Annotated in this window: 20 protein-coding genes; 18 read left to right on the top strand and 2 right to left on the bottom strand. The window is 40.7% G+C overall.

What is annotated here, in order from left to right:
* Positions 1–167 precede the first annotated feature (167 nt).
* The 15 genes from RSJ42_RS11850 (at position 168) to RSJ42_RS11780 (ending at position 15,658) form a co-directional block, all read left to right on the top strand.
* Positions 168–1,349, top strand: coding sequence for an acyltransferase family protein (locus tag RSJ42_RS11850; protein WP_410507491.1), 1,182 nt, complete (start codon positions 168–170; stop codon positions 1,347–1,349).
* Positions 1,350–1,618: 269 nt separating this feature from the next.
* On the top strand, positions 1,619–1,972 hold the full coding sequence (locus tag RSJ42_RS11845) for a hypothetical protein (protein ID WP_410507490.1): 354 nt from the start codon (positions 1,619–1,621) through the stop codon (positions 1,970–1,972).
* A 568-nt stretch (positions 1,973–2,540) separates the two neighbouring features.
* Complete coding sequence (locus RSJ42_RS11840; protein WP_410507489.1) at positions 2,541–3,224, top strand: nucleotidyltransferase domain-containing protein; 684 nt, start codon at positions 2,541–2,543, stop codon at positions 3,222–3,224.
* Positions 3,225–3,321: 97 nt separating this feature from the next.
* Positions 3,322–3,783, top strand: a complete 462-nt coding sequence (locus RSJ42_RS11835) for a DUF5946 family protein (RefSeq protein WP_410507488.1) — start codon at positions 3,322–3,324, stop codon at positions 3,781–3,783.
* A gap of 171 nt (positions 3,784–3,954) precedes the next feature.
* The gene (locus RSJ42_RS11830) at positions 3,955–4,443 is read left to right on the top strand and encodes a DUF1579 family protein (protein ID WP_410507487.1); all 489 of its coding nucleotides are present in this window, start codon (positions 3,955–3,957) and stop codon (positions 4,441–4,443) included.
* Positions 4,444–4,909: 466 nt separating this feature from the next.
* Positions 4,910–5,257, top strand: a complete 348-nt coding sequence (locus tag RSJ42_RS11825; RefSeq protein ID WP_410507486.1) for a hypothetical protein — start codon at positions 4,910–4,912, stop codon at positions 5,255–5,257.
* Between the two features lie 470 nt (positions 5,258–5,727).
* Positions 5,728–6,087, top strand: a complete 360-nt coding sequence (locus RSJ42_RS11820) for a hypothetical protein (RefSeq protein ID WP_410507485.1) — start codon at positions 5,728–5,730, stop codon at positions 6,085–6,087.
* Positions 6,088–6,958: 871 nt separating this feature from the next.
* Complete coding sequence (locus tag RSJ42_RS11815) at positions 6,959–9,196, top strand: amino acid permease (protein WP_410507484.1); 2,238 nt, start codon at positions 6,959–6,961, stop codon at positions 9,194–9,196.
* Between the two features lie 129 nt (positions 9,197–9,325).
* Complete coding sequence (locus RSJ42_RS11810; protein ID WP_410507483.1) at positions 9,326–10,138, top strand: alpha/beta fold hydrolase; 813 nt, start codon at positions 9,326–9,328, stop codon at positions 10,136–10,138.
* Between the two features lie 505 nt (positions 10,139–10,643).
* Positions 10,644–10,898 carry a hypothetical protein gene (locus RSJ42_RS11805; RefSeq protein ID WP_410507482.1) on the top strand — a complete coding sequence of 85 codons (255 nt, stop codon included), beginning with the start codon at positions 10,644–10,646 and terminating at the stop codon, positions 10,896–10,898.
* A gap of 313 nt (positions 10,899–11,211) precedes the next feature.
* Positions 11,212–12,087: a transglutaminase-like domain-containing protein gene (locus tag RSJ42_RS11800; protein ID WP_410507481.1), complete on the top strand. Its 876-nt coding sequence runs from the start codon at positions 11,212–11,214 to the stop codon at positions 12,085–12,087.
* Between the two features lie 368 nt (positions 12,088–12,455).
* A complete protein-coding gene (locus tag RSJ42_RS11795; protein ID WP_410507480.1) occupies positions 12,456–12,905 on the top strand; it encodes a hypothetical protein in 450 nt (149 codons plus the stop codon).
* Positions 12,906–13,072: 167 nt separating this feature from the next.
* On the top strand, positions 13,073–13,546 hold the full coding sequence (locus tag RSJ42_RS11790; RefSeq protein ID WP_410507479.1) for a hypothetical protein: 474 nt from the start codon (positions 13,073–13,075) through the stop codon (positions 13,544–13,546).
* A 251-nt stretch (positions 13,547–13,797) separates the two neighbouring features.
* Positions 13,798–15,090 carry a TIGR00341 family protein gene (locus RSJ42_RS11785; RefSeq protein ID WP_410507478.1) on the top strand — a complete coding sequence of 431 codons (1,293 nt, stop codon included), beginning with the start codon at positions 13,798–13,800 and terminating at the stop codon, positions 15,088–15,090.
* A gap of 172 nt (positions 15,091–15,262) precedes the next feature.
* Positions 15,263–15,658, top strand: coding sequence for a DUF2267 domain-containing protein (locus RSJ42_RS11780; protein ID WP_410507477.1), 396 nt, complete (start codon positions 15,263–15,265; stop codon positions 15,656–15,658).
* A 140-nt stretch (positions 15,659–15,798) separates the two neighbouring features.
* On the opposite strand, the gene RSJ42_RS11775 is transcribed toward RSJ42_RS11780, so the two are convergent.
* Positions 15,799–16,770, bottom strand: a complete 972-nt coding sequence (locus RSJ42_RS11775) for an AAA family ATPase (RefSeq protein WP_410507476.1) — start codon at positions 16,768–16,770, stop codon at positions 15,799–15,801.
* A 341-nt stretch (positions 16,771–17,111) separates the two neighbouring features.
* On the opposite strand from RSJ42_RS11775, the gene RSJ42_RS11770 reads away from it, so the two are divergent.
* From RSJ42_RS11770 to RSJ42_RS11760, 3 genes are all read left to right on the top strand, one after another.
* The gene (locus tag RSJ42_RS11770) at positions 17,112–18,953 is read left to right on the top strand and encodes a hypothetical protein (protein ID WP_410507475.1); all 1,842 of its coding nucleotides are present in this window, start codon (positions 17,112–17,114) and stop codon (positions 18,951–18,953) included.
* Positions 18,954–19,023: 70 nt separating this feature from the next.
* Complete coding sequence (locus RSJ42_RS11765; protein WP_410507474.1) at positions 19,024–20,034, top strand: tocopherol cyclase family protein; 1,011 nt, start codon at positions 19,024–19,026, stop codon at positions 20,032–20,034.
* A 206-nt stretch (positions 20,035–20,240) separates the two neighbouring features.
* Positions 20,241–20,423 carry a PLDc N-terminal domain-containing protein gene (locus RSJ42_RS11760; RefSeq protein ID WP_410507473.1) on the top strand — a complete coding sequence of 61 codons (183 nt, stop codon included), beginning with the start codon at positions 20,241–20,243 and terminating at the stop codon, positions 20,421–20,423.
* Positions 20,424–21,068: 645 nt separating this feature from the next.
* Here RSJ42_RS11760 and RSJ42_RS11755 read toward each other — a convergent pair.
* On the bottom strand, positions 21,069–21,242 hold the full coding sequence (locus RSJ42_RS11755; protein WP_410507472.1) for a hypothetical protein: 174 nt from the start codon (positions 21,240–21,242) through the stop codon (positions 21,069–21,071).
* Positions 21,243–21,551: the final 309 nt, after the last annotated feature.

The following is a 21,551-nucleotide window of genomic DNA, read 5'->3' as shown; positions in this document are numbered from 1 at the left end:
GGGGTTGAGCAAATAGAAATACTTAAAACGGACTGAAGCAAATGGAAATACTTAAAACAGAAATGAAGCAAATGGAAACACTTATTTCATCTGCGGCTCTCGTTATTCAAGGGTAAAATCAATTACATAAGTTCTCTTAATGCCTTTTACTCTCGGGGCGATTCGATATGGCCGAAAAAATAGACTATCTGGATGGACTGCGCGGTATAGCTGCAATTAATGTTATGATAATGCACTTCTTTGTCGCATTAGCCCCTGCAATGGTTTATGGCAGTAAGTATCCCTCGCATTTCGGAAGCCTGGATCAGATTTTTTCGACCACACCGCTAGGGCTAATAGGCGCAGGCAACTTTTCGGTTTGCATCTTCTTTGTCCTGAGCGGCTATGTATTAACCCAGAAATTTTTCAAAACGAAAGAAAACAGCATAATTATAAGCAGCGCAGTGCGCCGATATCCGAGGCTGTTTATTCCGGTTTTTGCAGCGGTAATGTTATCGTATTTATTAGCAGCAACCGGCTTATACCACTATTATATTGATACGATGGCGGTTGTTGCAGGCAGCAACTACCGAAACTACTGGACTTTTACCCCGGGCATTCTTGATGCGGTCAGGCAGGCGGTATGGACCTCCTTTTTTGTTGGCGGGGCCATCCAATATAACCCGGTTTTATGGACCATGACTATGGAATTTTATGGATCCATGCTGGTTTTCACAATGGCATTAATATTCGGGTCGTTAAAGAATCGCTGGACTTTCTACCTTGCTGCATTTGTACTTTTCATCAATTCTTACTACCTTGCTTTTATAATAGGAATAGTTTTCTCAGACATATTCACCCGTGAAAAATCCCTGTTTAAAACAGATAACAGAATAATATTATTGATTATACTGATCTTCGGGCTCTTTCTTGGGTCGTATCCTGAAAGCCCTCTGACAAACAATTCACTGTATGGGTTCCTGGATAATGGACTCTTTGAATCACCTAAAGCGACCTATCACATTATAGGTGCAGGCATGATAATGTACGTCTTATTGAATAGTAAGGACCTGCAGCACGTTTTTTCTTCCCGTGTGCCCGTATTCCTGGGAAAAATATCTTATTCCCTTTATCTTGTACATTTCCCTGTGATATGCAGTTTCACCTGTGCATTATTCCTCTTCCTGCATCCCGTGTTACCTTATGGGCCGGCTGCTTTGATTTCGATTGGCGTATCTTTGCTGGTAATTATACCCCTGAGTTACCTTTTTTATAAGTATGTTGACATGGCAGGTGTAAAATTCTCAAAGACATTTTATAGTCGGCTGTCCCGTCCTGTTATCCCGGCAGTACCTGATACTTCAAAATAAATGCTTATTTTGAAAGATTTAATTACTTCCAGTTTTCAATCTATAACTTAATATATATGTAGACACTATTTTTATATATCTGATTTTATTTTAATGGAGTGAAATTTTATAAAAGTCGATATTTCCCGCCCTTATGTGAAATTTTTCACAACAACTAATAATTTAAAGCTCCCATACTTAAAATTCAGGTTCTTCAGCGTGGAGAGATGCTTGAAAATTGGAACTCATTTCTCTGAGCGAAGGCCAGTTAAAAAAGGAAGTGAAGGGTTTTGACCACACAAAAAATTAACAGTCTTGTCAGGAAATTCAGTCATTCTATTGAAATGAATAAGGATCGCCAGGCTTATTCGGACTTTAAAGAAGGAGTAAATAAAGGTCTGGATATAGCCAGATATACCTTCGAAGAAAACGCAAATAAGTTCTCTTTACCCGGCCCGGATGAAGATGGGGACGTAAAGGCAAAAGACTTACAGGACGACTTTAGCCAGCTCTTGGATGAGATTGTCCTTACAAAAAAACCAAACTGCTCTGAAGAACGTTTGGACGGGATATATACAGGATTTGAAAGGTCAAAAAAAATATTTAAAGATTTCCTGCAGGAGGCTTTGCCTGTTGAGAATTAAAAAAGCCTCTTAATTTATTAAAATTAATCAAGATTTAAAGCCTGTTCTTTACGGTTTCATTTTTAATTAAGGCTCCTGTTCTTAAAAACCCAGTTTCTAACATTGATTTCCAGTCCATCATTTATGATTTATCCTCCATTAGCGTAGCCTTCAGGCTTTTGATCCCCATTTGCCTGATAGATGCAGCTCTGGATTTTTGCCTCTTTCTATTGTTAATAATTCCTGGCACGTTCTGAAGGTTTGAATATCAACGAATAACCGGGCTTTGTGCTTCCTTTGATTAACTAGCAAATTTATGTAGGTGATATATAGGAATAAGAGCCTGATAAGAGCCTGAAAATATTTCACACAGGTAAGGTCAATTGAAAACTAAAACAATTGACTGCTGGCAGCCGTTAAAGAAACTAAATGGATTTAACCCGAGAATAACCGGAGAAATTAAAAGGACCAAATAAAAACATCAAAACTACAGACATAAAAACTACAAACATAAAAACCACAAACATAAAACTAAAATTATAGAATTAAAATTATAAAATTAAAACATTAAGTCAGGGAGATTAAATGGATGAAAGTATCCTTTGAAGAGCTGGACGGGAAGGTAGTGTTCAGGATTTTGGAATTTGACCCCAGGTACGAAAGTGTCCTGAAAATGTGTTATTATGAAAACGATGGTAGAGGATATGTGAAAGTCTATCCTCAGAACGCTAAATACCTGGATAAAATAAAGAAAAGATATTCTAAGAACGCGAAGCTGATGTTTGACCAGCTGCGGTACTTTGCTCCTGTCCCCTGGGAACAGGCTTTAACAGAGTTTTGCCGGAAGGCTCAGGGTACGGATATTGACTGGTGGCTGACAGGGAGCTGTGCCGCCTGCATCCGCGGCATAAAAATGAATCCGCATGATGTTGATATTATGGTCGATTCCAGGAGCATTGAGGAAATCACTGAGGTTTTTTCAGACTGCCTGATCGAGCCCATTATTGATACGAATGGATGGCTGACAAAGGATTTCGGAGTGATTTTCCTGCATGCAAGAATAGATATTGCATCTGATCCTCAGGATATCCTTGATATCCCTGAGCCAGTAGACTGCGGTCCTTACGCAAGGCAAAACCTTGAGACCGTGACATGGAATGGATATGAAATAAAGGTCCCACCTCTGGAATTACAGCTAAATGTAAACAGGCGAAGAGGGAGGATGGACAGGGTAAAACTTATCGAGGAATTTATGAAAAATAAGTCTCTTTAAGTTTAGCCGAAAGTCTGATTTTTTGTAAGCAAAATACGTAAAATAAAAATTGAAATATTTAATGAGAGCTTGAAACATTAAAACAGGGATTTAAACAATGTCCAGTATTCACAGAATTTGTCCTGAATGTGGCAGCTTTTTAACAGATGAGAAGACATGTCGCGATTATTTCAATCAGATGCTTGCCTGGGATTTTGAGGATCCAGCAGATACAGGCAGGCTGCACCACCTCACTGTTTTATGCTATTGTCTTCAGCATCCCGATCTTTATTCCTCTGAGGCATTGGAAGGTGCAAAACAACTTTTAAGAGATATTATTGAGAAGAACATATCTGCTCAGGGACTGCTCAAAAAGAACCGGAAAACTTTAGCTCCAAAAGGAAGAACCTGGAAGATTAAAGGAACCCTGGAAAATCACGGTGAGTACCGATCAAAAATTAAATGGTCAATGACCGCATCCGAAGTTTGTGCTCATGGGCTGAACCGCTATAACGAGCTGGTTCAAAAATGGGCTGAATCGATTTACGAAGATTTGAAAACTTCAGGTAATCTTGTTTAGAAAAGTCAGGTAAACTATCCTTACATCAGGTAATTTCAGTTACTATTGCTTCTGACTTCTTTTTCTAGCAGACTCAATGCTAATTATTCTCTTATTAACTATTAAAAACCGGTTACTCGTTTTTTGCTTGAAATGGAAATATTCGATTTAATCGACTAAGGGGATGAAATAATGCGGGCTCGTTCCACACCGTTAGAAACCGATACCCCGGCTGAGAAGGCTCGAAAGCCAGATCCTGTTCTCAGGCGCCTGGATGTTCTTGCAGGAACCTGGGATATAAAGGGGCGCGAATCTGGCATAGACGGGGAGATAAACGGCCAGGTAACGTTTGAATGGATGGAAGGCGGTTTTTTCCTTATCCAGCATGTTGATATCGACCACAAAGGGCAGAAAATCAGGGGAATAGAGATTATCGGGTATGACGATGCGACAGGGTCTTTTACCTCACATTTCTATGACAATCTGGGCAATATCTCCGAATATGTGTGGGAAGTAAGCCGCAATACCCTTACTATCTGGGGCGGATATGTAGGTTCTCCTGCGAGACTGAAGGGCAGGTTCAGTGACGGCGGTAATACCATTACAGGTTCCTGGGAATGGCCTGGAGGCGGATACACTGCGGTCATGACCCGGGTTAAAAGCAAAAAATCGAATGAATAAACTCTACAGTCGGTTACCAATAAAATTCCAGCTGACTGATGGATTTCAGGCTAAAAATTTTTTGCTATTGATTTCTCATTTAGGATGCATACAGGCAAGAGACAGAAGGGCGAGGGGGAGGGCTATAGCCTGGAATATTTAAGGAATAAATGACTCCAATAGTCAGTATCATTCAAGTAGTTTGTTTCTTATTCTCATTTTTTCAGCGTCCCCTATTCTTTATTATGTTCATTTCGAACTAATTAAAACTAATATATTATAAATATCACTAAATATATCTGTTATTTGGAAATGGATCATTTAAAACTGTAATCCATCGGGATATGGATATCTTAGAACCCGGATTCGGATAGTATCCTCGCGTTGCAGTCAGTTCAAACCTTAATTAAGTTAAGGTTCTTAGAACAATTGCTGGGACTCTTTTACTGGAAAGAGCCTTTTTTATTTGATCGAAAGGGGGTAAAAATTGGATCAGCAAAAAACCCACAGGACTATAAGAAAATTCTGTGATTTTATCGAGAGAAGTAAAGAACGTCAGGCATATTCGGATTTCAAAGAAGGAATAAATAAAGGTTTACAAATTGCTAAAAATACCTTCCATGAGAATGCGGAAAAATTTGTTTCATTCGATTTTGATAAAAGCCAGGCCGCTGAAACTCAACGCCTTCAGGATAAATTTAATCTCATTATAGATTCGATTGTTGTCCAGGAAAAACCAAATCACTCTCAGGATCACCTGGATGGAATATATGCAGGGTTTGAGAGGTCCAAAGAATTATTTGGTGAATTCATAAAAGACTTTGATAATGCGTGACTGGAGCCTAAAGCTCCGTTTTTTACAGAACCTGGTCCTGGTCAATAGAACGTGATTCTGGTCAATAGAACCTGATTCTGATCAATATATCCTTAACCTCTACTGCACTTATAATACAATATGTGCCTCTAATTACTTATTTGAAGATACGGGCAGGATATGCTCAGGCAGATATGTTCGGGTGATGTATTCAGGCAGATTTGTTCAGGTTATGTATTCAGGTTATGTATTCAGATAGGGCTCGAATTCCTGTAAAACTCCAGCTTATTCCTGGTCATATTCAAAATTTCCAGGCTTAAGACTCTCCTTGTTTCAATAAATGGTATGATAAAACGGAGTCTGTAGATTTGGAAGGATTTGTATCAATTATATATAAATAATGGTAAATAAATACTCTAATAGGTTCCATCAGTACAGGATTTGAATTTCTTTTGTTGTTCATATTACGTTTTAGTCGGGGAGGAGCAGGTTTGGAAGAGGAACGGATTAAAAGAACAGTTAGAAAGTTCAGTGATTTAATCGAGAGAAATAAGGATAGACGAGCTTATTCAGATTATAAAGAAGGGATAAATGAAGGTCTGGAAATGGCTAAAGATACTTTTGAAGATAATGTAGAGAGATTTCTTTCTCCGTCCTCAGACGAAGATCCGCAGACAAAAATACGCAGCCTTCAGAATAGATTTAACCTTATCATAGATACAATCGTTGTTAAGGAAAAACCAAATTATTCTCAGGACCATCTGGACGGAATATACGAAGGGTTTGAAAAATCCAAAAAATTATTCGGAGAATGTGTACGAGAATACTATCACCCTGATTCAGAATCCTGAGCATCTCGCTTCTTGCCAGTATTCATTCTGGCAGAAAAAAATATTTCTCAATCATTTTAGTCGATAATTTTGCTTGATGCCTGATGCTGAGGATCAGAGGATAAAGCTCCAGGTAATGAACCGGATTTTACAACTGTTCAACGAGTTGAGGATAAGCAATCAAAAATAGAATATTCTATATTCGAGAGAAATTAATTTCTATAAATGTTAATAATGCTTTTAATCTCTTAAATCCGGCTGGCGAGATTTTATCCTGTGATCCTTGAAAAGAATATTATAATGGCTTGGAACAGGAATAAGAGGATCCGGTACTTTTATTCGGATTTTATTTCCCCTTAACATCTCTCTGGTAAACGAAAAGGAAAAAAGTTGAGCGGAATCAGTAAAGTATCCTGATCGGGACTACAGGTAGAGGAAGAAAAATAAATTGTATGCATGGAAAAATTCATTTGCAAACATATCCATAGAACGGAAGTTAAAACTTTAATTAGTTACCAACGGATAATTATATGTACTATTTGAAAGCAAAAACAACCAGAACAGAATAAGAGACTTATAATCACAGAAGGAAATCGTCTTCATTTTATTAATTTTAATGCATGATCTATTAATTCTGATGCATAATCCGTTAATTCTAATGAGTGATCCGCTAAAACAGAAATTATAACCGTACTGCAGGAGGAAAATGACGTTTTTCAGAGATTTTTATTCGAAAGCAGTACCCTCATTAAGCAGGGATTTAAGCTTTTGTTGCCTTTCTCGATGCATAATGCGGAGATGTGTGATCAAAACAGCAAGCATAACAGTAAAATTAAGGTTTGTACGGGGCCTGGCTTATCGATTCCTGAGTCCCGGGAAGATGGGGATATAAATGGCGCCAATTGAAACAACGGAAAGGCTGGGGCGCAGCCTGGGTTTTTTCTCAACTTTTGCAATAGGTACCGGGACAATGATAGGGGCAGGAATATTTCTTCTCCCGGGAATTGCTATGGCAAAGGCAGGTCCGGGAGCAGTATTTTCCTTCCTGCTCGGAGGGCTTATCTCCATTGCCACAGCTATCAGCATGGCAGAACTGGCAACAGGCATGCCTTTAGCAGGAGGCAGCTATTATTACATCAGCAGGACAATGGGAGCCGCATTTGGTGCAGTCATAGGGCTTGGCTCCTGGCTTGCACTGGTGTTCAAAGGTACATTTGCCCTCATAGGGCTTGCAGAGTACTCTCAGATTTTTTACCCCCTTCCAATCTATCTGGTGGCGGCTGTTACTGGAGTGCTCCTTTTATTAATTAACTACCGTGGTGCAAAAAGCAGTGGTTCCCTTCAGAATTTTATTGTCGTAATCCTGCTGGTGATACTGGTCTTCTTTATTGGGGAAGTGTCTTTCGAGGTTGAACCGGAAAATTTCTCCCCTGTAGCTCCATACGGGATAATACCGATATTCACTACTGCAGGGGTGATTTTCATTTCTTACCTGGGTCTTGCAGAAGCTGCTGCGGTCTCCGAAGAAGTGAAAAACCCTTCAAAAAATCTGCCAAGGGCGTTTATCGCTTCGGCAGTTGTGGTAACCCTGTTCTATGCAGGTATAATGGCTGTAGTCGCAGGATTTTCAGGTCCTGGAAGGAGTATTGCAACAGTGACTCCACTTGCAGATATTGCAGGTCTAATTGCAGGCGATTCCGGAAGGTTCTTTATCGCTTTTGCCGCCCTCCTTGCCACACTCTCAACAGCTAATGGCGCCATACTGTCATCTTCCAGATTCCCCTTTGCAATGAGCAGGGATGCATTGATGCCAGAATGGTTTGTCATGATCCATAAAAAATATGAAACTCCGCATAATGCCATCCTGATCACCGGCCTGGTAATGGTTTTGCTCCTGTTTTTGTTCGATATAGAAGAGCTTGCAAGGCTTGGGGGCGCTTTTAACATTCTGATATTCATCCTGCTAAATATGGCAGTAATTATCCTCAGGAAGCGAACCCTGCCCGGATACGAGCCGACATTTCGTTCTCCCTTTTTCCCTTTCGTACAGATCTTCGGAATAGCCGGGAGCATGCTGCTGCTTCCTCTTCTTGGCGGTTTGCCTTTGCTCTTTTCCGTATTGATGATATTTGCCGGAGCTGGCTGGTACATGTTTTACGGAAAAGAAAAAGCTCTGCCAGCATATAACCTCTTTGACCTTCTGGAAAATAATGTTGAAAGAGTGAGTGCTGAACCGGAACCCGTCGGCAGGGTGCTTGTGCCTGTGTCCAATCCGGGTCATGAGCGGGACCTTCTGAAACTGGCAGACCTTCTGGGAAATGAAATAATCTGCCTGCATGTGGTTGAGGTTCCGAGCCAGATTTCCCTGACAGTAGGCCAGGAACTCTATCATGAGAAGCAGATAGAAATGGACTGCCGTTTCCGGGAGGACTTTGAGCAGTATCCTGCAAAATTCGGAAATAAAAGGGAATATATTGTCGCATTTGACCACGATATCTCGAACTCGATTATTGAACAGGCTGAGATCGAAAACGCTGATATAATCATAATGGGCTGGCATGATTCAAAGAGGTTCAAGTACTCATTTGGAGATGTAACAAATGATGTTCTCCTGTCCTCGAAAAGCCAGATTGCTCTCCTGAAAGGGCATCTGCCTGATAGCATTAAGAAGGTCCTTGTGGCTTATAATGGAAAGGAAAACTCTGTACACGGGCTTTCTCTGGCAAAAAAGATCGCTGAAAATGCAGGGGCTTCAATAAGAATAATCAGTGTTGTCAGCCCTGACGAGGACCCGGAGAAGAAAGAAAAAATCGCTGAAGAACTTGAAGGCCTTGTCAGGAAGATTTCTTCCACACCTGCAAGCTTCAAGCTTCTTGAGAGATATTCTATTGAGGACGCAGTGCTCGAAGTTTCAAACGGATACGACCTTACAATCATCGGGGACTCAAGCGAGAGGTTTAAGATTTCTTTACTCGGAACCCTCTCGCAGAGGATTGCCAGGCATTCGAGAAAGCCGGTAATGATTGTTAAGAAATCAAAGCCAATCTCAAAAGAAAGCATCAATTACCTGCTGAAAAAACGTGCTAAAAAGTTTTATGCCAGGTTGAGGAAAGAAAAAGGTAAGGACTAAACCAGGGATCAGCCAGATGTGCCAGTGCGGACAGTAAAGGAAAGTTATCTGAAGTAAAAAGATTCACGATTCAAAAATAGAATCTTTGCTAAAACAGGAATGAAGGCGAAATAAAGGAGATATAAGGGCATGAGCAACGGATATGCAGACCTTGGAAATGGGAAGGTCTACTATGAGATCGAAGGAAAGGGCGAAACCCTTGTGCTTATCCACGCAGGGTTTGTTGACAGCGGCATGTGGGACGGGCAGTGGCAGGCTTTAACCCGGTACTGGAGAGTCCTCCGCTTTGACATGAGAGGTTTCGGAAAATCCGATCCTTCAACAGGGCCCGTTTCCCGCAGGCATGACCTGTACCGTCTGCTGAAGGAGCTCGGGATCGGAAATGCTCATTTGCTGGGCTGCTCAATAGGAGGAGAGACAGCTATTGATTTTACGCTCGAGCACCCTGAAATGGTGCTGTCGCTAACTGTTGTCAGCGGGATTCCCGGAGGCTTTGAAATGAGAGGAGAACCTCCATCCGAAATCCTTGAGATGCTGCAGGCTCTCGAAGAGGGCGATCTGGACCGTGTAAATGACCTTCAGGTCCGCCTCTGGGTTGACGGCCCTTTCCGCCAGCCTGAAGATGTTAGCCAATCTGTCCGCCAGCATGCGGCTGAAATGAACAGAACTGCGGTCAGGAACGGTACCTGGGCTATTGCAGATGCCAGCCCGCTCAATCCTCCCAATCCGCCGGCTGCCGTACGGCTGGCTGAGATAAATATCCCTGTTTTAATTATAGCTGGCTCCCTCGATAATCCTGAACTCCTCAGGGCAGCTGACTTTCTTGCAGATGGAATTAATGGGGCGAAAAAAGTTATAATGCCTGACAGCGCCCACGTGCCAAATATGGAAAAACCTGAAGAGTTTAATAAGATAGTGCTCGATTTTCTAAACCGGGCTTGAAACAGTAAAAGCTTGAAACAGTAAAAGCTTGAAACAGTAAAAGCTTGAAACAGTAAAAGCCTGAAACAGTAAAAGCTTGAAACAGTAAAGGCCTGGAGCAATAGAGGGCTGGAGTTTTCCCTTTAATTAAGCTTTCTAACGTTTTTTAAATCAAATGCTTTTACCCCCCGGACTGACCGATTATTTTATGCTTATCGATTCAGTTCTATGTCGAAAAGAATCTTTTTTCAATCCTTATATCTTTCAAACCTGCACATTACACCTGTGTATCCTCGCATTACATCTGTATTTACTTATTTGAGCCGGACAGCATAAATTCAAAGTTTTCCGGTTAGCTTGAGTTTTCTGTCCTGAAGGAATTTCAGATTCTTATGCAGGATATCGATTATACGGATAAAACAAAGTTATAGACGAAAACATATAAAAATAATTAAACCTGATTAGTATTGATTTATTTTTTTGAGCATGTCGCGCAAGAGAATAAGTTTCTCATGGGGAGGATACTATGTCTGTAAAAATAGAATGGAAGATTTTCACTGCTGAAACACAGAGTGACGGGACCTGGAAATCAAACAGCCCTAGTCTTGAAGAGCTTCTCAACGCTATAGCCAGCCCTGTCAGGATCAAGGAATATACTCCGGATATGGAATATTCAATGGCTCTGCGGGCAGTTAAAGGGTTGCCGTACTTTAAAATAATCGAGGCTAATACCGGAAATATCAGAATTCCAGACAATGAAACAGAGCAGGTCCAGGCTTAAATCTCAATGCAATGTTTCAGATGTGAGTTTATTCGGTAGTATGAATATGGGCGTATATTTATGGGAATTTTTAAAACTCTCCTTCAATTAAGGTGTGAATATCATTCCTCATGCCCACAATTTACTCCTAAAGGAAAATATTGTGAAGGCCTGGATTATCCGAAATGCGGGATATTTTTGAAACGAAAAAGAGAAACGTAAACTTTAAAGCCAGAAAAAAACATTAATGGCTGATTTAAATCCTTTTATTTTATTATATTTAGGGAAGTTTATTTACTCTTTTGACGCATAAAGTACTTCTGGAGCTGATTTCATGGCCTCTGAGAGGGCTTTAGTATTTATACTTCTTATTTTCTTTGCATCTTTTACAGCCGGCTGTATAGGTACTGATAGCCTTAATGAGAGCTTTGTTTCTGACGAGTTAAACAAACTGCTGCCTGAAGGGGTGTCCCGAAGTCAGGGTCCGGAAGACCGCGAGGCTAACGTTACCGGAATTAACGATAACGTTACCGGAATTAACGATAACGTTACCGGAATTGACGATAATGGCAAAAGTATAACTTCTCCGGGGGTTCCTGAAGTGCCCACTTATCCGGAAGAAAGGTCAGGCGCAGTTTATCCAAAAGAATACAGGATCCTGTCTCAGAATTTCCAGAGAGCTATAGGCTCGGAAGAGGAAAGAATAAAGGAAGAAGTTTTCAATATAACAGGGAAGAATTCGGGATATAATATAGAAGATGCATGTGCAGTGTATAACCATGTAAACAGGAACTGGAAATACAGGTACGATAAAAACGCCGAGTTTTTCTTCAGGGCTTCACAGACCATTGACAGCGGGTATATAGGGGACTGTGATGACTATTCCATTGTTATGTCTGCACTGCTGAAGAGTATGGGGTTTAACACAAGGGTAGTTACCGCATACAATGAGTCTTACGGACACGCTTATCCTGAACTGTATATCGGGAATGACAGAGAAACAGCTTACAGGATAATGGATTACGTAGCAGGGAAATATCCTTTTGCCGAAAATATATGGTACTCTGAAAGAATGCTTGATGATGGGGAAAGGACAGAATACTGGCTCAATTTCGATTGGAGCGGATCAAACGGATACAGCCATCCCGGAGGCGAATATTTCCGTGGGAGAAGCGTTATATACTATCCGAATGGCCTGATCGAGTTTTAATTTCCTTCGTAACATATGTCTGACTATTTTCTAATTAAAGCCAATTTTTAGAGCATTTATAACACCAGCAGATCCTTGCCATCTTTGAGATATAACCTCAATTTTAAGTTCCGTAATTACTTCAACTTTAAGTTTCACAATTAACCTCAATTTTAAGTTCCTTAATTATTTTCTTTTATTCTTTCCTGTATAGAAAATGATACTGGCCTGATCATTTTTTCCATTATGGGCAAGTATTGAAACTAAATTTCTCTGATTAACTTTATATGACCATACCTCACCCTGTCTTAGTAACATGAATTCAAGTTTAGAATATCAGGGGAGACAGTAAACCTGAATATGTATTTCATCGAGAGGGGGAATTTTATGTGACTATTGATTTTAGAGAATTTGTAAAGGGAGACAGGGTAAGGGCCAGTACGCCTCCCGAGATTAATGAAGCAATTGACCGTGAGATTGCAGCAACTATCCGTTTTTATGCGGGCAAGACAGGCTATGAAATTTCGAAAAGGATTGAAGAGCTAAATAATGAATGGGATATAGGACGCCATGTTGAAACCCGTGCAGCTGTAATTTCTATGATAGGATTATTGATGGGTTTAAAAATGGGCAAAAAATGGCTTATCCTGCCTTTGATAGCCACAACTTTCCTGCTTCAGTATGCCTTAATGGGCTGGGCTCCACCTATACCTTTTCTCAGAAAATTTGGTATCCGCACGAGACAGGAAATTGATGTGGAAAAATATGCCTTGAAAACTCTGCGAGGAGATTTCGATGATATTTCTTCTCAGATATCAGGACAGAATGTACAGAGATAAATCTTTACGAAATTAAAATCGTTTAAGGTACGATAATCTTTAACCGCTTGTCTAATACTTAATAACTGCTTGTTTAACACTTAATAACCGCTTGTTTAACACTTAATTCTGGTGGCTTTGAACCCGAATTTATTAAAAAACTTTATTATAGCAAAGGGGATGCGTAAATGGTTGAATTCGGAGAACTTGTAAGGGGAGATAGGGTAAGAGCCAATACGCCCAGGGAAATAAATGAGGCTATTGACTCTAAGATTGCATCATCTGTCCGCTTTTATACGGACAGGACAGACTACGAGATCTCAAAAAGGATCGATGACCTTGACCATGAATGGGACATAGAACGCTATATTGAAGCCAATGCAGCTGTACTTTCTTTTATTGGAGTCGTATATGGCTTAAAAGGGAACAAAAAATGGTTTGTTCTACCGATTCTGGTTTCTATCTTTTTGCTCCAGCACGCTGTACAGGGCTGGTGTCCTCCTGTATCCGTATTCCGGAGGTTTTTTGTCCGGACCCGAAAAGAGATCGAAGCCGAAAAATATGCTCTGAAAGCATTGCGCGGGGATTTTGAAAGGGTTTCATTTAAGGAAAATAAAGAAAAAGGTGCAAAAGAAGCTGTAAGTGGCAGCAGGAGTGCTTAAAATTTCCGGATATTCAAATTCTCTTCAATTACCTTTTCAAAAATTTTTTATTATTTTTAATTTTTCAGGGCTTTATTTTTAATGTCTGCGTACCGGATGTTATTATTTCCCACATATTTAGCCGTTTGTATGGTTTATATGGGTATTTTATAACGTTCTTCTGTAACGAATTTGAGAAGCCGGTTTTCATTTCATGAGTACATATCGGTTTTTCTTTATGATTGATATATTCAGGCGGCTTTTATTATATTATGCGTCTCGTCCAGGTGCTTATTCCTGCAGGAAAGCGAAAGTCGGTGCTGGAGGTACTCGATAAAGAGCAGATTGACTATGTCGTCTGGGATGAAACAGGAAGAGGAGACTTCGAGGCTCTTGTGCAGTTTCCAATTCCTTCTATTGGTGTCGAGCCCGTGCTTGAAAAACTGCGCGAGGCCGGATTAAGTAAAGGAGTATACACAATAGTCCTGTCCCCTGAAACGGTCATATCAGAGAACATAGATATTCTGAAGAAACGCTACTCCGGAGAGCGCATTTCAAGGGAAGAACTGGTTGCACGTGCACAGAACCTCGCACCTGCGGCTTCAACTTTCTTTGCTTTTCTCATCCTCAGCACGGTTATTGCAACTGCAGGGCTTTTGCTTGATTCAGCTGCAACCATTATCGGAGCAATGGTAGTTGCCCCTTTGATGGGACCGGCAATAAGTGCCAGTGTCGGGACTGTTGTGGATGATAGAAAACTCGTCTCGCGTGGGGTGATGCTGCAGGTTACAGGCCTTCTGCTGGCAATTGCAGTATCTGCCCTTTTAGGCTTTTTTATTAAAGAATCTTTTTTCCTGCCTCCAGAGCTCGATATTCGGGACGTATCCCAGATTGCTGAACGCATAAGCCCGAATTTCCTGTATGTATTGCTTGCTCTGGGCTCAGGTTTTGCAGGAGCCGTTAGCATAATGCGAAACGTAGGCTCTGCTCTCGTAGGAGTTGCCATTGCTATCGCCCTTATCCCTCCTGCTGCGACTTCAGGTCTTGGGCTTGCGTGGGGGATTCCGGAAGTAGCTATTGCTGCCGCTTTGCTTGTGGTTATTAACATGCTTGCAATTAATATGTCCACACTTGTACTGTTCTGGCTTGCAGGCTTTCGACCTCTTGAACCTTCTGCAATCGACCATGCGCGTTATGCTGTAATCTCGCACGGTGCAGTCTTGCTCGGTGCAATTGCCGTTCTTTCTTTAATCCTTATCCTTATCAGTTTCGCTTCTTTTCAGGCATATGTTGTCGAGCAGCAGGTAAAAGAGGAAGTTACGGCTATCTTTGAAGATCCTGTCTATGCAGAGAGAGGGCTGACACTTGCCGAATTAACTGTCAATTATGAGCCTGCTGACTTTCTTTTCGAGAAGACTGTAATCGTGGATGTTGTCGTGGCTCATCCTGTGGCGCAGGAAGTCCCGGAGGACATTGCTGTTCAAATCGACAGCCGACTCACAGGAGCTATGGATAAGGAGTTCAATGTCAATGTCGGTTTCATCGAGGCTCAGCAGGTTGCTTAAAATCCAGTTCAGCATTTTTCTTTTTTGAATTTTATTCTTAGATATAATTATATAAATACAGACCATAAACTGATTCTGTCGAATGATATTGATTTTTACAGCTTAAGGGGGAGATGGAACGAGCACAGGTGTAACAAGTCTTGATAGCAGTATTGAACTTACCAATGTCTGGTTGAAGGATATTCTTGAGCAGTTACAGTGGCAGAACAAAAATAGCGCATACCAGGCACTGAGAGGTACCCTTCATGCACTCAGGGACAGGCTTCCTATGGAAGAAGCAGTCCAGCTTGCAGCACAGCTGCCTCTTGTGATTAAAGGTACTTACTATGACGGCTGGACACCCAGGGACAAGCCTGAGAAATTCAAAAAAGAGGAATTTGCAAGAAGAGTACACTCACAGTTTGAGTTTGACCCTGACGTTAATCCTGCACAGGTTATCAGGGCTGTTCTGCGGGTCATGTACAGGCACATGGGGGAAGGGGAGCTAAGAGACGTAGCGAGTAATATGCCCGGAGAAATTCGGGAGGAGTGGTTCCCTGAAGAAGTCAGGCCAAGACAGCAGCATTAAGCGCTTAAAGTAGCAATAAACACTTAACTAATCCTGAAATGATCCGGGTTGAGTTTTTGAAGGACTTTCCTTTTTTACTCAATTCATTTCACTTTTGTATTTTTCACAATTCTGCCACCCCGCCCGATAAGTACAGAGTATTAACCTGTATCTTTCCGGGCTGCTCTGCCAAGAGAATTCAAATAACAGCGCATTTGCAACAGCTCATTTGAGCCCTGTGATATTCTCCATTCGTATAATCCGGTCTGGTCGATGAGATCCTGCTTTATGGCTTTTTCAATGCCAGGATCACTTTCAATAACCCTGATAATTCCATTAAATATGTTTATAGCTCTATACCCATCACGATAGAGGCTGTGAAGCCTTTCCTCGGACCCTGAAATATCTCCGGCAAATACATCTTCAAGCAATAGTTTTACTGTCCTGTCATCAAAAGGTGCAGCAAATTTCTGGAAAGCTTCTTTCGGGATATAGTTGTTTTTATTTCGATATAGCTCAATGCTCTGAATAGCCTTCCGCAAAGATCCTCCGGATGCTTCTGCAATTGTTTCAAGGACACCTTCGTCATAACCGATACGCTCACTGGCGCATACCGTTTTCAACCTTTCGACAATAACATCCTGTGCTATCGGGTTAAAGGTTAATGCAATGCACCTGTCTTTGATCGGTAATATTATATTTTCCGGGCAGTTACAGGAAAGAATGAACTTTGATGTGTCCGTATGCTTCTGCATGATCTCACGAAGTGCTGTCTGTGCATCTCTTGTCAGTTCATCGGCTTCATCAAGAAAAATTATCTGGTACGGAACGCCGACAGGCACTATGGAAACAAGGTTCCTTATCTTTGTCCTGATGAAATTGATCCCGCGGTCATCCGAAGCGTTATAAATATGCAGGTTATACTGCCACAGTTTTCCGAATAAATCGTTTGCCAGTGCTACAGCTGTTGAGGTTTTTCCAACCCCTGGCTGGCCATGAAAGAGCAGGTGCGGTATCTTTCCGGTCTGTACCATATTCTCCAGTTGCGTTTGAAGATGCGGCTGACCAGCAATTTCCTTTATGGTTTTAGGCCTGTATTTTTCGTCAAGATTCAGGTCGCATTGATTTATCATAATTAATAAATTAACAATTAAACATAAAAAACTTACTTATAAAGTTATAAATATGAACCCCTGAATCCGGACGTAAGATTTCACCTCCAGGATAGTTCCTGCAGCTTCTTAGATATGTTCAGTACTTTTCAGATATTGAGATGAAACTTTTTCGGATATGGAAATGAAACTTTTTCAGATATGAGGATGTAAACTTTTTGATATATAATGAAAAATAACATTTAGAGTGACTTTTTAACAAAACAGAAAGGTGTTAATTACCTTTATATCAAAAATCGAAGAATTTGATTTAAGACCTTGATTTTTATGCAGTATAAAGCAAGCAGACGGTGGGTGGGAAGATGGATGAGCCTGCTTTTTATTTTTGTGCCCGGAACTTTATTGACCGGATAGGATGTATGCCGAAAATTGAATGTCCTGGCATAAGGGATGAAAGTTATGAGGAAAAGAGAAGCCAGGCCACAAAATCCGTAAGGGTGAATCCGTTCCCTGGAAGTAGTCCGTTATCTTTATTCCTTGTTGAACAGAACAATTTAAACAAAGAAGAAGTCAACCTTTTAAAAAGGCACTGGGAAATGTTTAAAAAAAGTTTTCCCATAGCAGGAATATTGTACTCGTATGGAAGGCCGTCTATTTTTTGTGCAAAAGTAACCGATTTTATGGATGAAAAAGATTTTAAATTTCTGTACGAAAATATCCATCAATCGTTTTTATATTTCGCAGATAAACACTTTTTATCAGTATTTCAGACAGGGCAATGCACACTGACATTATGTTTCGGGTTCCGGGACCCTGAAAGTCTTGAGGCAGCAAAAAGGTTCATCGGGCACAGCGGACACAATATGCATTTATTTAAAAGAACCTTTGCCGAAACCTGGCTTGTAGATTTAAACACCCTGGAAATTATCTCGGGATCCAATATCCTCATAAAAGCAGGCCAAAGTATAGGTCAAACTATAACGGAAACTGCTGACGAGTTCCTGAATAAGAATAAAGTTTCGCATTCTGATGGGGTTAGCTTATCTCCAGATTCGCTAAACAGTCCCTCTTCTTTTATTCTGTATGCTCAAGCTTTCAATGCTGGGATCGAAAAAGGTACGGTCACGGTACCTGATGATTGGATTGACAGGTTCAGGCCTGAATGCATTAACCTGAAAATACTTTCGCATAAAAACAAGATTAAAAAAGTTGAATCCAGAAAAGAGGAATATGAACGAAAAACCGGAGAATCAGTACTTTCAAGATACAGGGCAGGCTTTACTTTTGGTGATTTTGATATAGAGATTGAAACCGCCCTGAAAAAACAAAAATACCTTGATACAATCGAAGAAAACATATGCCTTGTAAAAAAAATGAGGTTTGAGTGGGGAGAATCCAGGAAAAGAGTAAGGGAATTACGGGAAGCATTTAAGAAACTGGATCAGGAATACAAAAATTCATATTACCGGCTCACAAAAACACTCTTCGAACAGGAGCCGGAAGCAGTCATAACTGATCCCGAATTAAAAAGAATCTTTTCTAACGTGCTTCATATCCGGTCCGAAATCGATAAAAGAAAAAAGGAAATTTCGGAACTGCAAAGTGAAAAAACAGGATTTGTCGGCAGAGTAAAAAACAAAATAAAAATAATTTATTTAACAGGAGTCAACAGGGCCGAAGACTGGAATAAAGATAAGAAATGGGCTGAAATGGGAGAACAAATTGTGAACTCCTGTTCTTCTGCGGCATTTTTGAGTTCTTCCGGACCGATTATTAAAGCCATTGAAAAAGAAAAAATAAAGAAAAAGGGTTTGAATGCTGAATATGCTCAGGAAATGAATAGACAGAACCGGATTAAAAATCAGATAAAGAATATGTCTGAAGGTGCTGAGTATTCATATCCCTGGCTGGAGCTGGAAGAAGAACTAATTGAGAAAGCCAGGATAAGCAAACACGAGCTTTCAATACTTCTCTCGTCCCTAGGAAAGTCCTTCCGAAAAATTCCGCAAAAATATCAGGACTCAGACTTGCAAATTTTAGATGAAGGTATAAGAGCCTGCGAATCTCATATAGCGCAAATTAATAATGAAATAGACGGCCTGAAGGAAGAGTTAAGTAAGCTTACCAATGCTCAGGCAGAGTTAAATAAACTTACCAATTCTCAACCAAAGTTAAGAAACTTACCAATTCTCAACCAAAGTTAAGAAACTTACCAATTCTCAACCAAAGTTAAGAAACTTACCAATTCTCAGGCAGAGTTAAGGAAATTTACTAATGATTAACATCTGGAAGCTGATGCCCGGTATCTGGAAGCCGGGAAAATTTCACGGCATGAGAAAAAAGAAGGATTTTTTCGAAGGCTGGTATTTTAAAATGGTAGACAGCAGCGAGGAGCACGCTTATGCAGTGATCCCAGGCGTTTCAATATCAAGAGACCCCTCCAGGTCCCACTCTTTTATAATGTTCATTGATGCCAGAGCAAAGCGAATGCTTTACTTCAGGTATACTCTGGATGACCTTAAGGCGAGTGATGAAAAGTTCGAGCTTACTATTGGTGAATCTTTTTTCAGCACTGAGGGAATAAGTCTCAACCTCCGGCAGGATGGAGACCTGATCTCTGCCCGAATCAGTTTCAAGGACAGATACCCCTGGCCTGTGAAACTTCTATCTCCGGGAGTTATGGGCTGGTATGCATTCGTGCCGGGAATGGAATGTTATCACGGCATACTGAGCATGGACCACGCCATCGAGGGGTTTATTGAGGTCAACGGCATAAATACAGACCTGACTGGCGGCAGGGGCTACATCGAAAAGGATTGGGGCGTTTCAATGCCTTCCTCCTGGATATGGATGCAGACAAACCACTTCAACAGGGAAGGCATATCGCTCTCAGGTTCGATAGCAAAAATACCCTGGTTCGGCAGTTATTTCACGGGTTACATCTTCGGTTTCCTGTATGATAAAAAACTGTACAAATTTACAACCTATTCAGGGGCAAAAATTACCTTATTTGATGTGACTGCAGATAATATTCGGATCAGGCTTGAAAATAAAACATATCGGCTCGATATCGATGCGGACAGGTCGGAAGGCGTCGAGCTTCCGGCCCCAAAACTGGGGGAAATGACGGCAAAAGTCAATGAGTCGCTGAACTCAAGTATCAGTGTGGACCTATTAAAGAAAAAAAGCTCCGGCAATGGGCTTATCTATTCGGGGACAGGGAGGAATGCAGGTCTGGAGTTTGTGGGGGATACTGAAGAACTAATTAAAGGCCTGAGAAAATAATCTGGAAAATTGATCTTTTACGGTTTGAGTTTTATAGCCCCACTCGCAGAGGAAAGATATTGAAACCATTATTACTCTTTTTTTGGTCAACAGACCTGGAATATTTGTTTTGACCAGCATTTCAGACTAAAACGCCTATTTTGTGGCCCATGCAGGGTAAGATATATATCTTTTTGAATATCTTTTATATTTAAGGAGGTATCTAATTGAGCTTGATTACCAATATATGGGGATTAATTGCACTGGCTTCTGTCATCTGGGTCATTTATGACGTGATGACTCAGAATAAAGGTCTGAGCGATGTAAAGAAAATCATATGGATAGTAGTAGCCTTACTATTCGGGATACTTGGGGCTGTACTTTATTATTTCCTTGGCAGAAAAAAATAATCCTTATCAGTCTACGAACCCGGCATCAGCACCAGCACAAGTTCTCTTACCTGCCTTTCTTTTTTAACGGAAAGGAGAGCCTGAAAGTCTTGATTTTCCAAAAACTACATCTTATTTTTATTTTATTCCATTATTCTTCCCTCTCACTCCATTATTTTTTACCCTCCACTCTTAATTTTCTTCGGTGCCTTCGTTCCAGAAAACCAGGCTTTTCCATCGATCGATATTATGAAGAGAGTTTTTGAGCTTTGTTTGGCTTTTCTGGGAACTAACAGGTTAGTAAAAATTTTTTGGAGCCTGATAGGTAGAAGGTGAACTATGAGCAGGATGCAAATGAGCCTGCTGACTGAAATTCTGTTCATATCGCCTTAAAACAGTTTAAGGGTGTTGTTAGAACATTCAAACGAAAAGCTGAGAAAAGCAGTAAAAGAAGAGAAACGATATCTATACGCTTTAACTTTGATTAGAAGAGTGATAAAGGGTTCACAAGGTTGGTCTGCAGCAATGAAGTTTATTGCGGGACCAAGATTTACTCTGTCCTGAATTTACCTCATTTTAAGCTTACATGTTAATGAAGTAGATCGAGACCAGTTTTTAAGCCGTCCTGAATTTGCTCCATTTTAAGCTTACGTGTAATGAAGTATATTACGGGCTCAGTTTCATACTTTCCTGAATTTGCTTCATCTCGCAGTTTACGCTATAAATGAAGGATATTACGGGATCGGTTTTCAAGCCGTCCTGAATTTGCTCCACCTTATAGCTACGCGTCAACGAAGTATATTCGGGATCAGTTTTCAGACTGTCCTGAATTTGCTTCATTTTAAGCTTTCACATCAATGAAGTAAGATTTCGGGATTAAGTTTGAAGCCATCCTGATTTACTTCATTTTACAGCTTACGCGTCAATGAAGAATATTACGGGATCGGTTTTCAAGCCGTCCTGAATTTGCCTCATCTCGCAGTTTACACCATAAATGAAATATAAGTTACGGGATCAGCTTTCAGACTTCCCTGAATTTGCTTCATCTTAAGCTTACACGTCAATGAAGTTTATTGCGGGACCAGGATTTACTCTGTCCTGAATTTGCTTCATTTTACAGCTCAGTTCCCTGTGAACAATATATAATAT

The sequence above is a fragment of the Methanosarcina hadiensis genome, from assembly GCF_046529725.1.
In the GTDB taxonomy this organism is placed as follows: domain Archaea; phylum Halobacteriota; class Methanosarcinia; order Methanosarcinales; family Methanosarcinaceae; genus Methanosarcina; species Methanosarcina hadiensis.
The sequence above is the reverse complement of the archived record's forward strand: the minus strand, read 5'-3'. Positions and strand labels throughout refer to the sequence as shown.

Coding starts and splice junctions, on each gene's coding strand:
- RSJ42_RS11850 (WP_410507491.1), top strand. CDS start 168: ATGGCCGAAAAAATAGACTATCTGGATGGACTGCGCGGTATAGCTGCA.
- RSJ42_RS11840 (WP_410507489.1), top strand. CDS start 2,541: ATGAAAGTATCCTTTGAAGAGCTGGACGGGAAGGTAGTGTTCAGGATT.
- RSJ42_RS11835 (WP_410507488.1), top strand. CDS start 3,322: ATGTCCAGTATTCACAGAATTTGTCCTGAATGTGGCAGCTTTTTAACA.
- RSJ42_RS11830 (WP_410507487.1), top strand. CDS start 3,955: ATGCGGGCTCGTTCCACACCGTTAGAAACCGATACCCCGGCTGAGAAG.
- RSJ42_RS11815 (WP_410507484.1), top strand. CDS start 6,959: ATGGCGCCAATTGAAACAACGGAAAGGCTGGGGCGCAGCCTGGGTTTT.
- RSJ42_RS11810 (WP_410507483.1), top strand. CDS start 9,326: ATGAGCAACGGATATGCAGACCTTGGAAATGGGAAGGTCTACTATGAG.
- RSJ42_RS11805 (WP_410507482.1), top strand. CDS start 10,644: ATGTCTGTAAAAATAGAATGGAAGATTTTCACTGCTGAAACACAGAGT.
- RSJ42_RS11800 (WP_410507481.1), top strand. CDS start 11,212: ATGGCCTCTGAGAGGGCTTTAGTATTTATACTTCTTATTTTCTTTGCA.
- RSJ42_RS11790 (WP_410507479.1), top strand. CDS start 13,073: ATGGTTGAATTCGGAGAACTTGTAAGGGGAGATAGGGTAAGAGCCAAT.
- RSJ42_RS11785 (WP_410507478.1), top strand. CDS start 13,798: ATGCGTCTCGTCCAGGTGCTTATTCCTGCAGGAAAGCGAAAGTCGGTG.
- RSJ42_RS11775 (WP_410507476.1), bottom strand. CDS start 16,770: ATGATAAATCAATGCGACCTGAATCTTGACGAAAAATACAGGCCTAAA.
- RSJ42_RS11770 (WP_410507475.1), top strand. CDS start 17,112: ATGGATGAGCCTGCTTTTTATTTTTGTGCCCGGAACTTTATTGACCGG.
- RSJ42_RS11765 (WP_410507474.1), top strand. CDS start 19,024: ATGATTAACATCTGGAAGCTGATGCCCGGTATCTGGAAGCCGGGAAAA.
- RSJ42_RS11755 (WP_410507472.1), bottom strand. CDS start 21,242: ATGAAGCAAATTCAGGACAGTCTGAAAACTGATCCCGAATATACTTCG.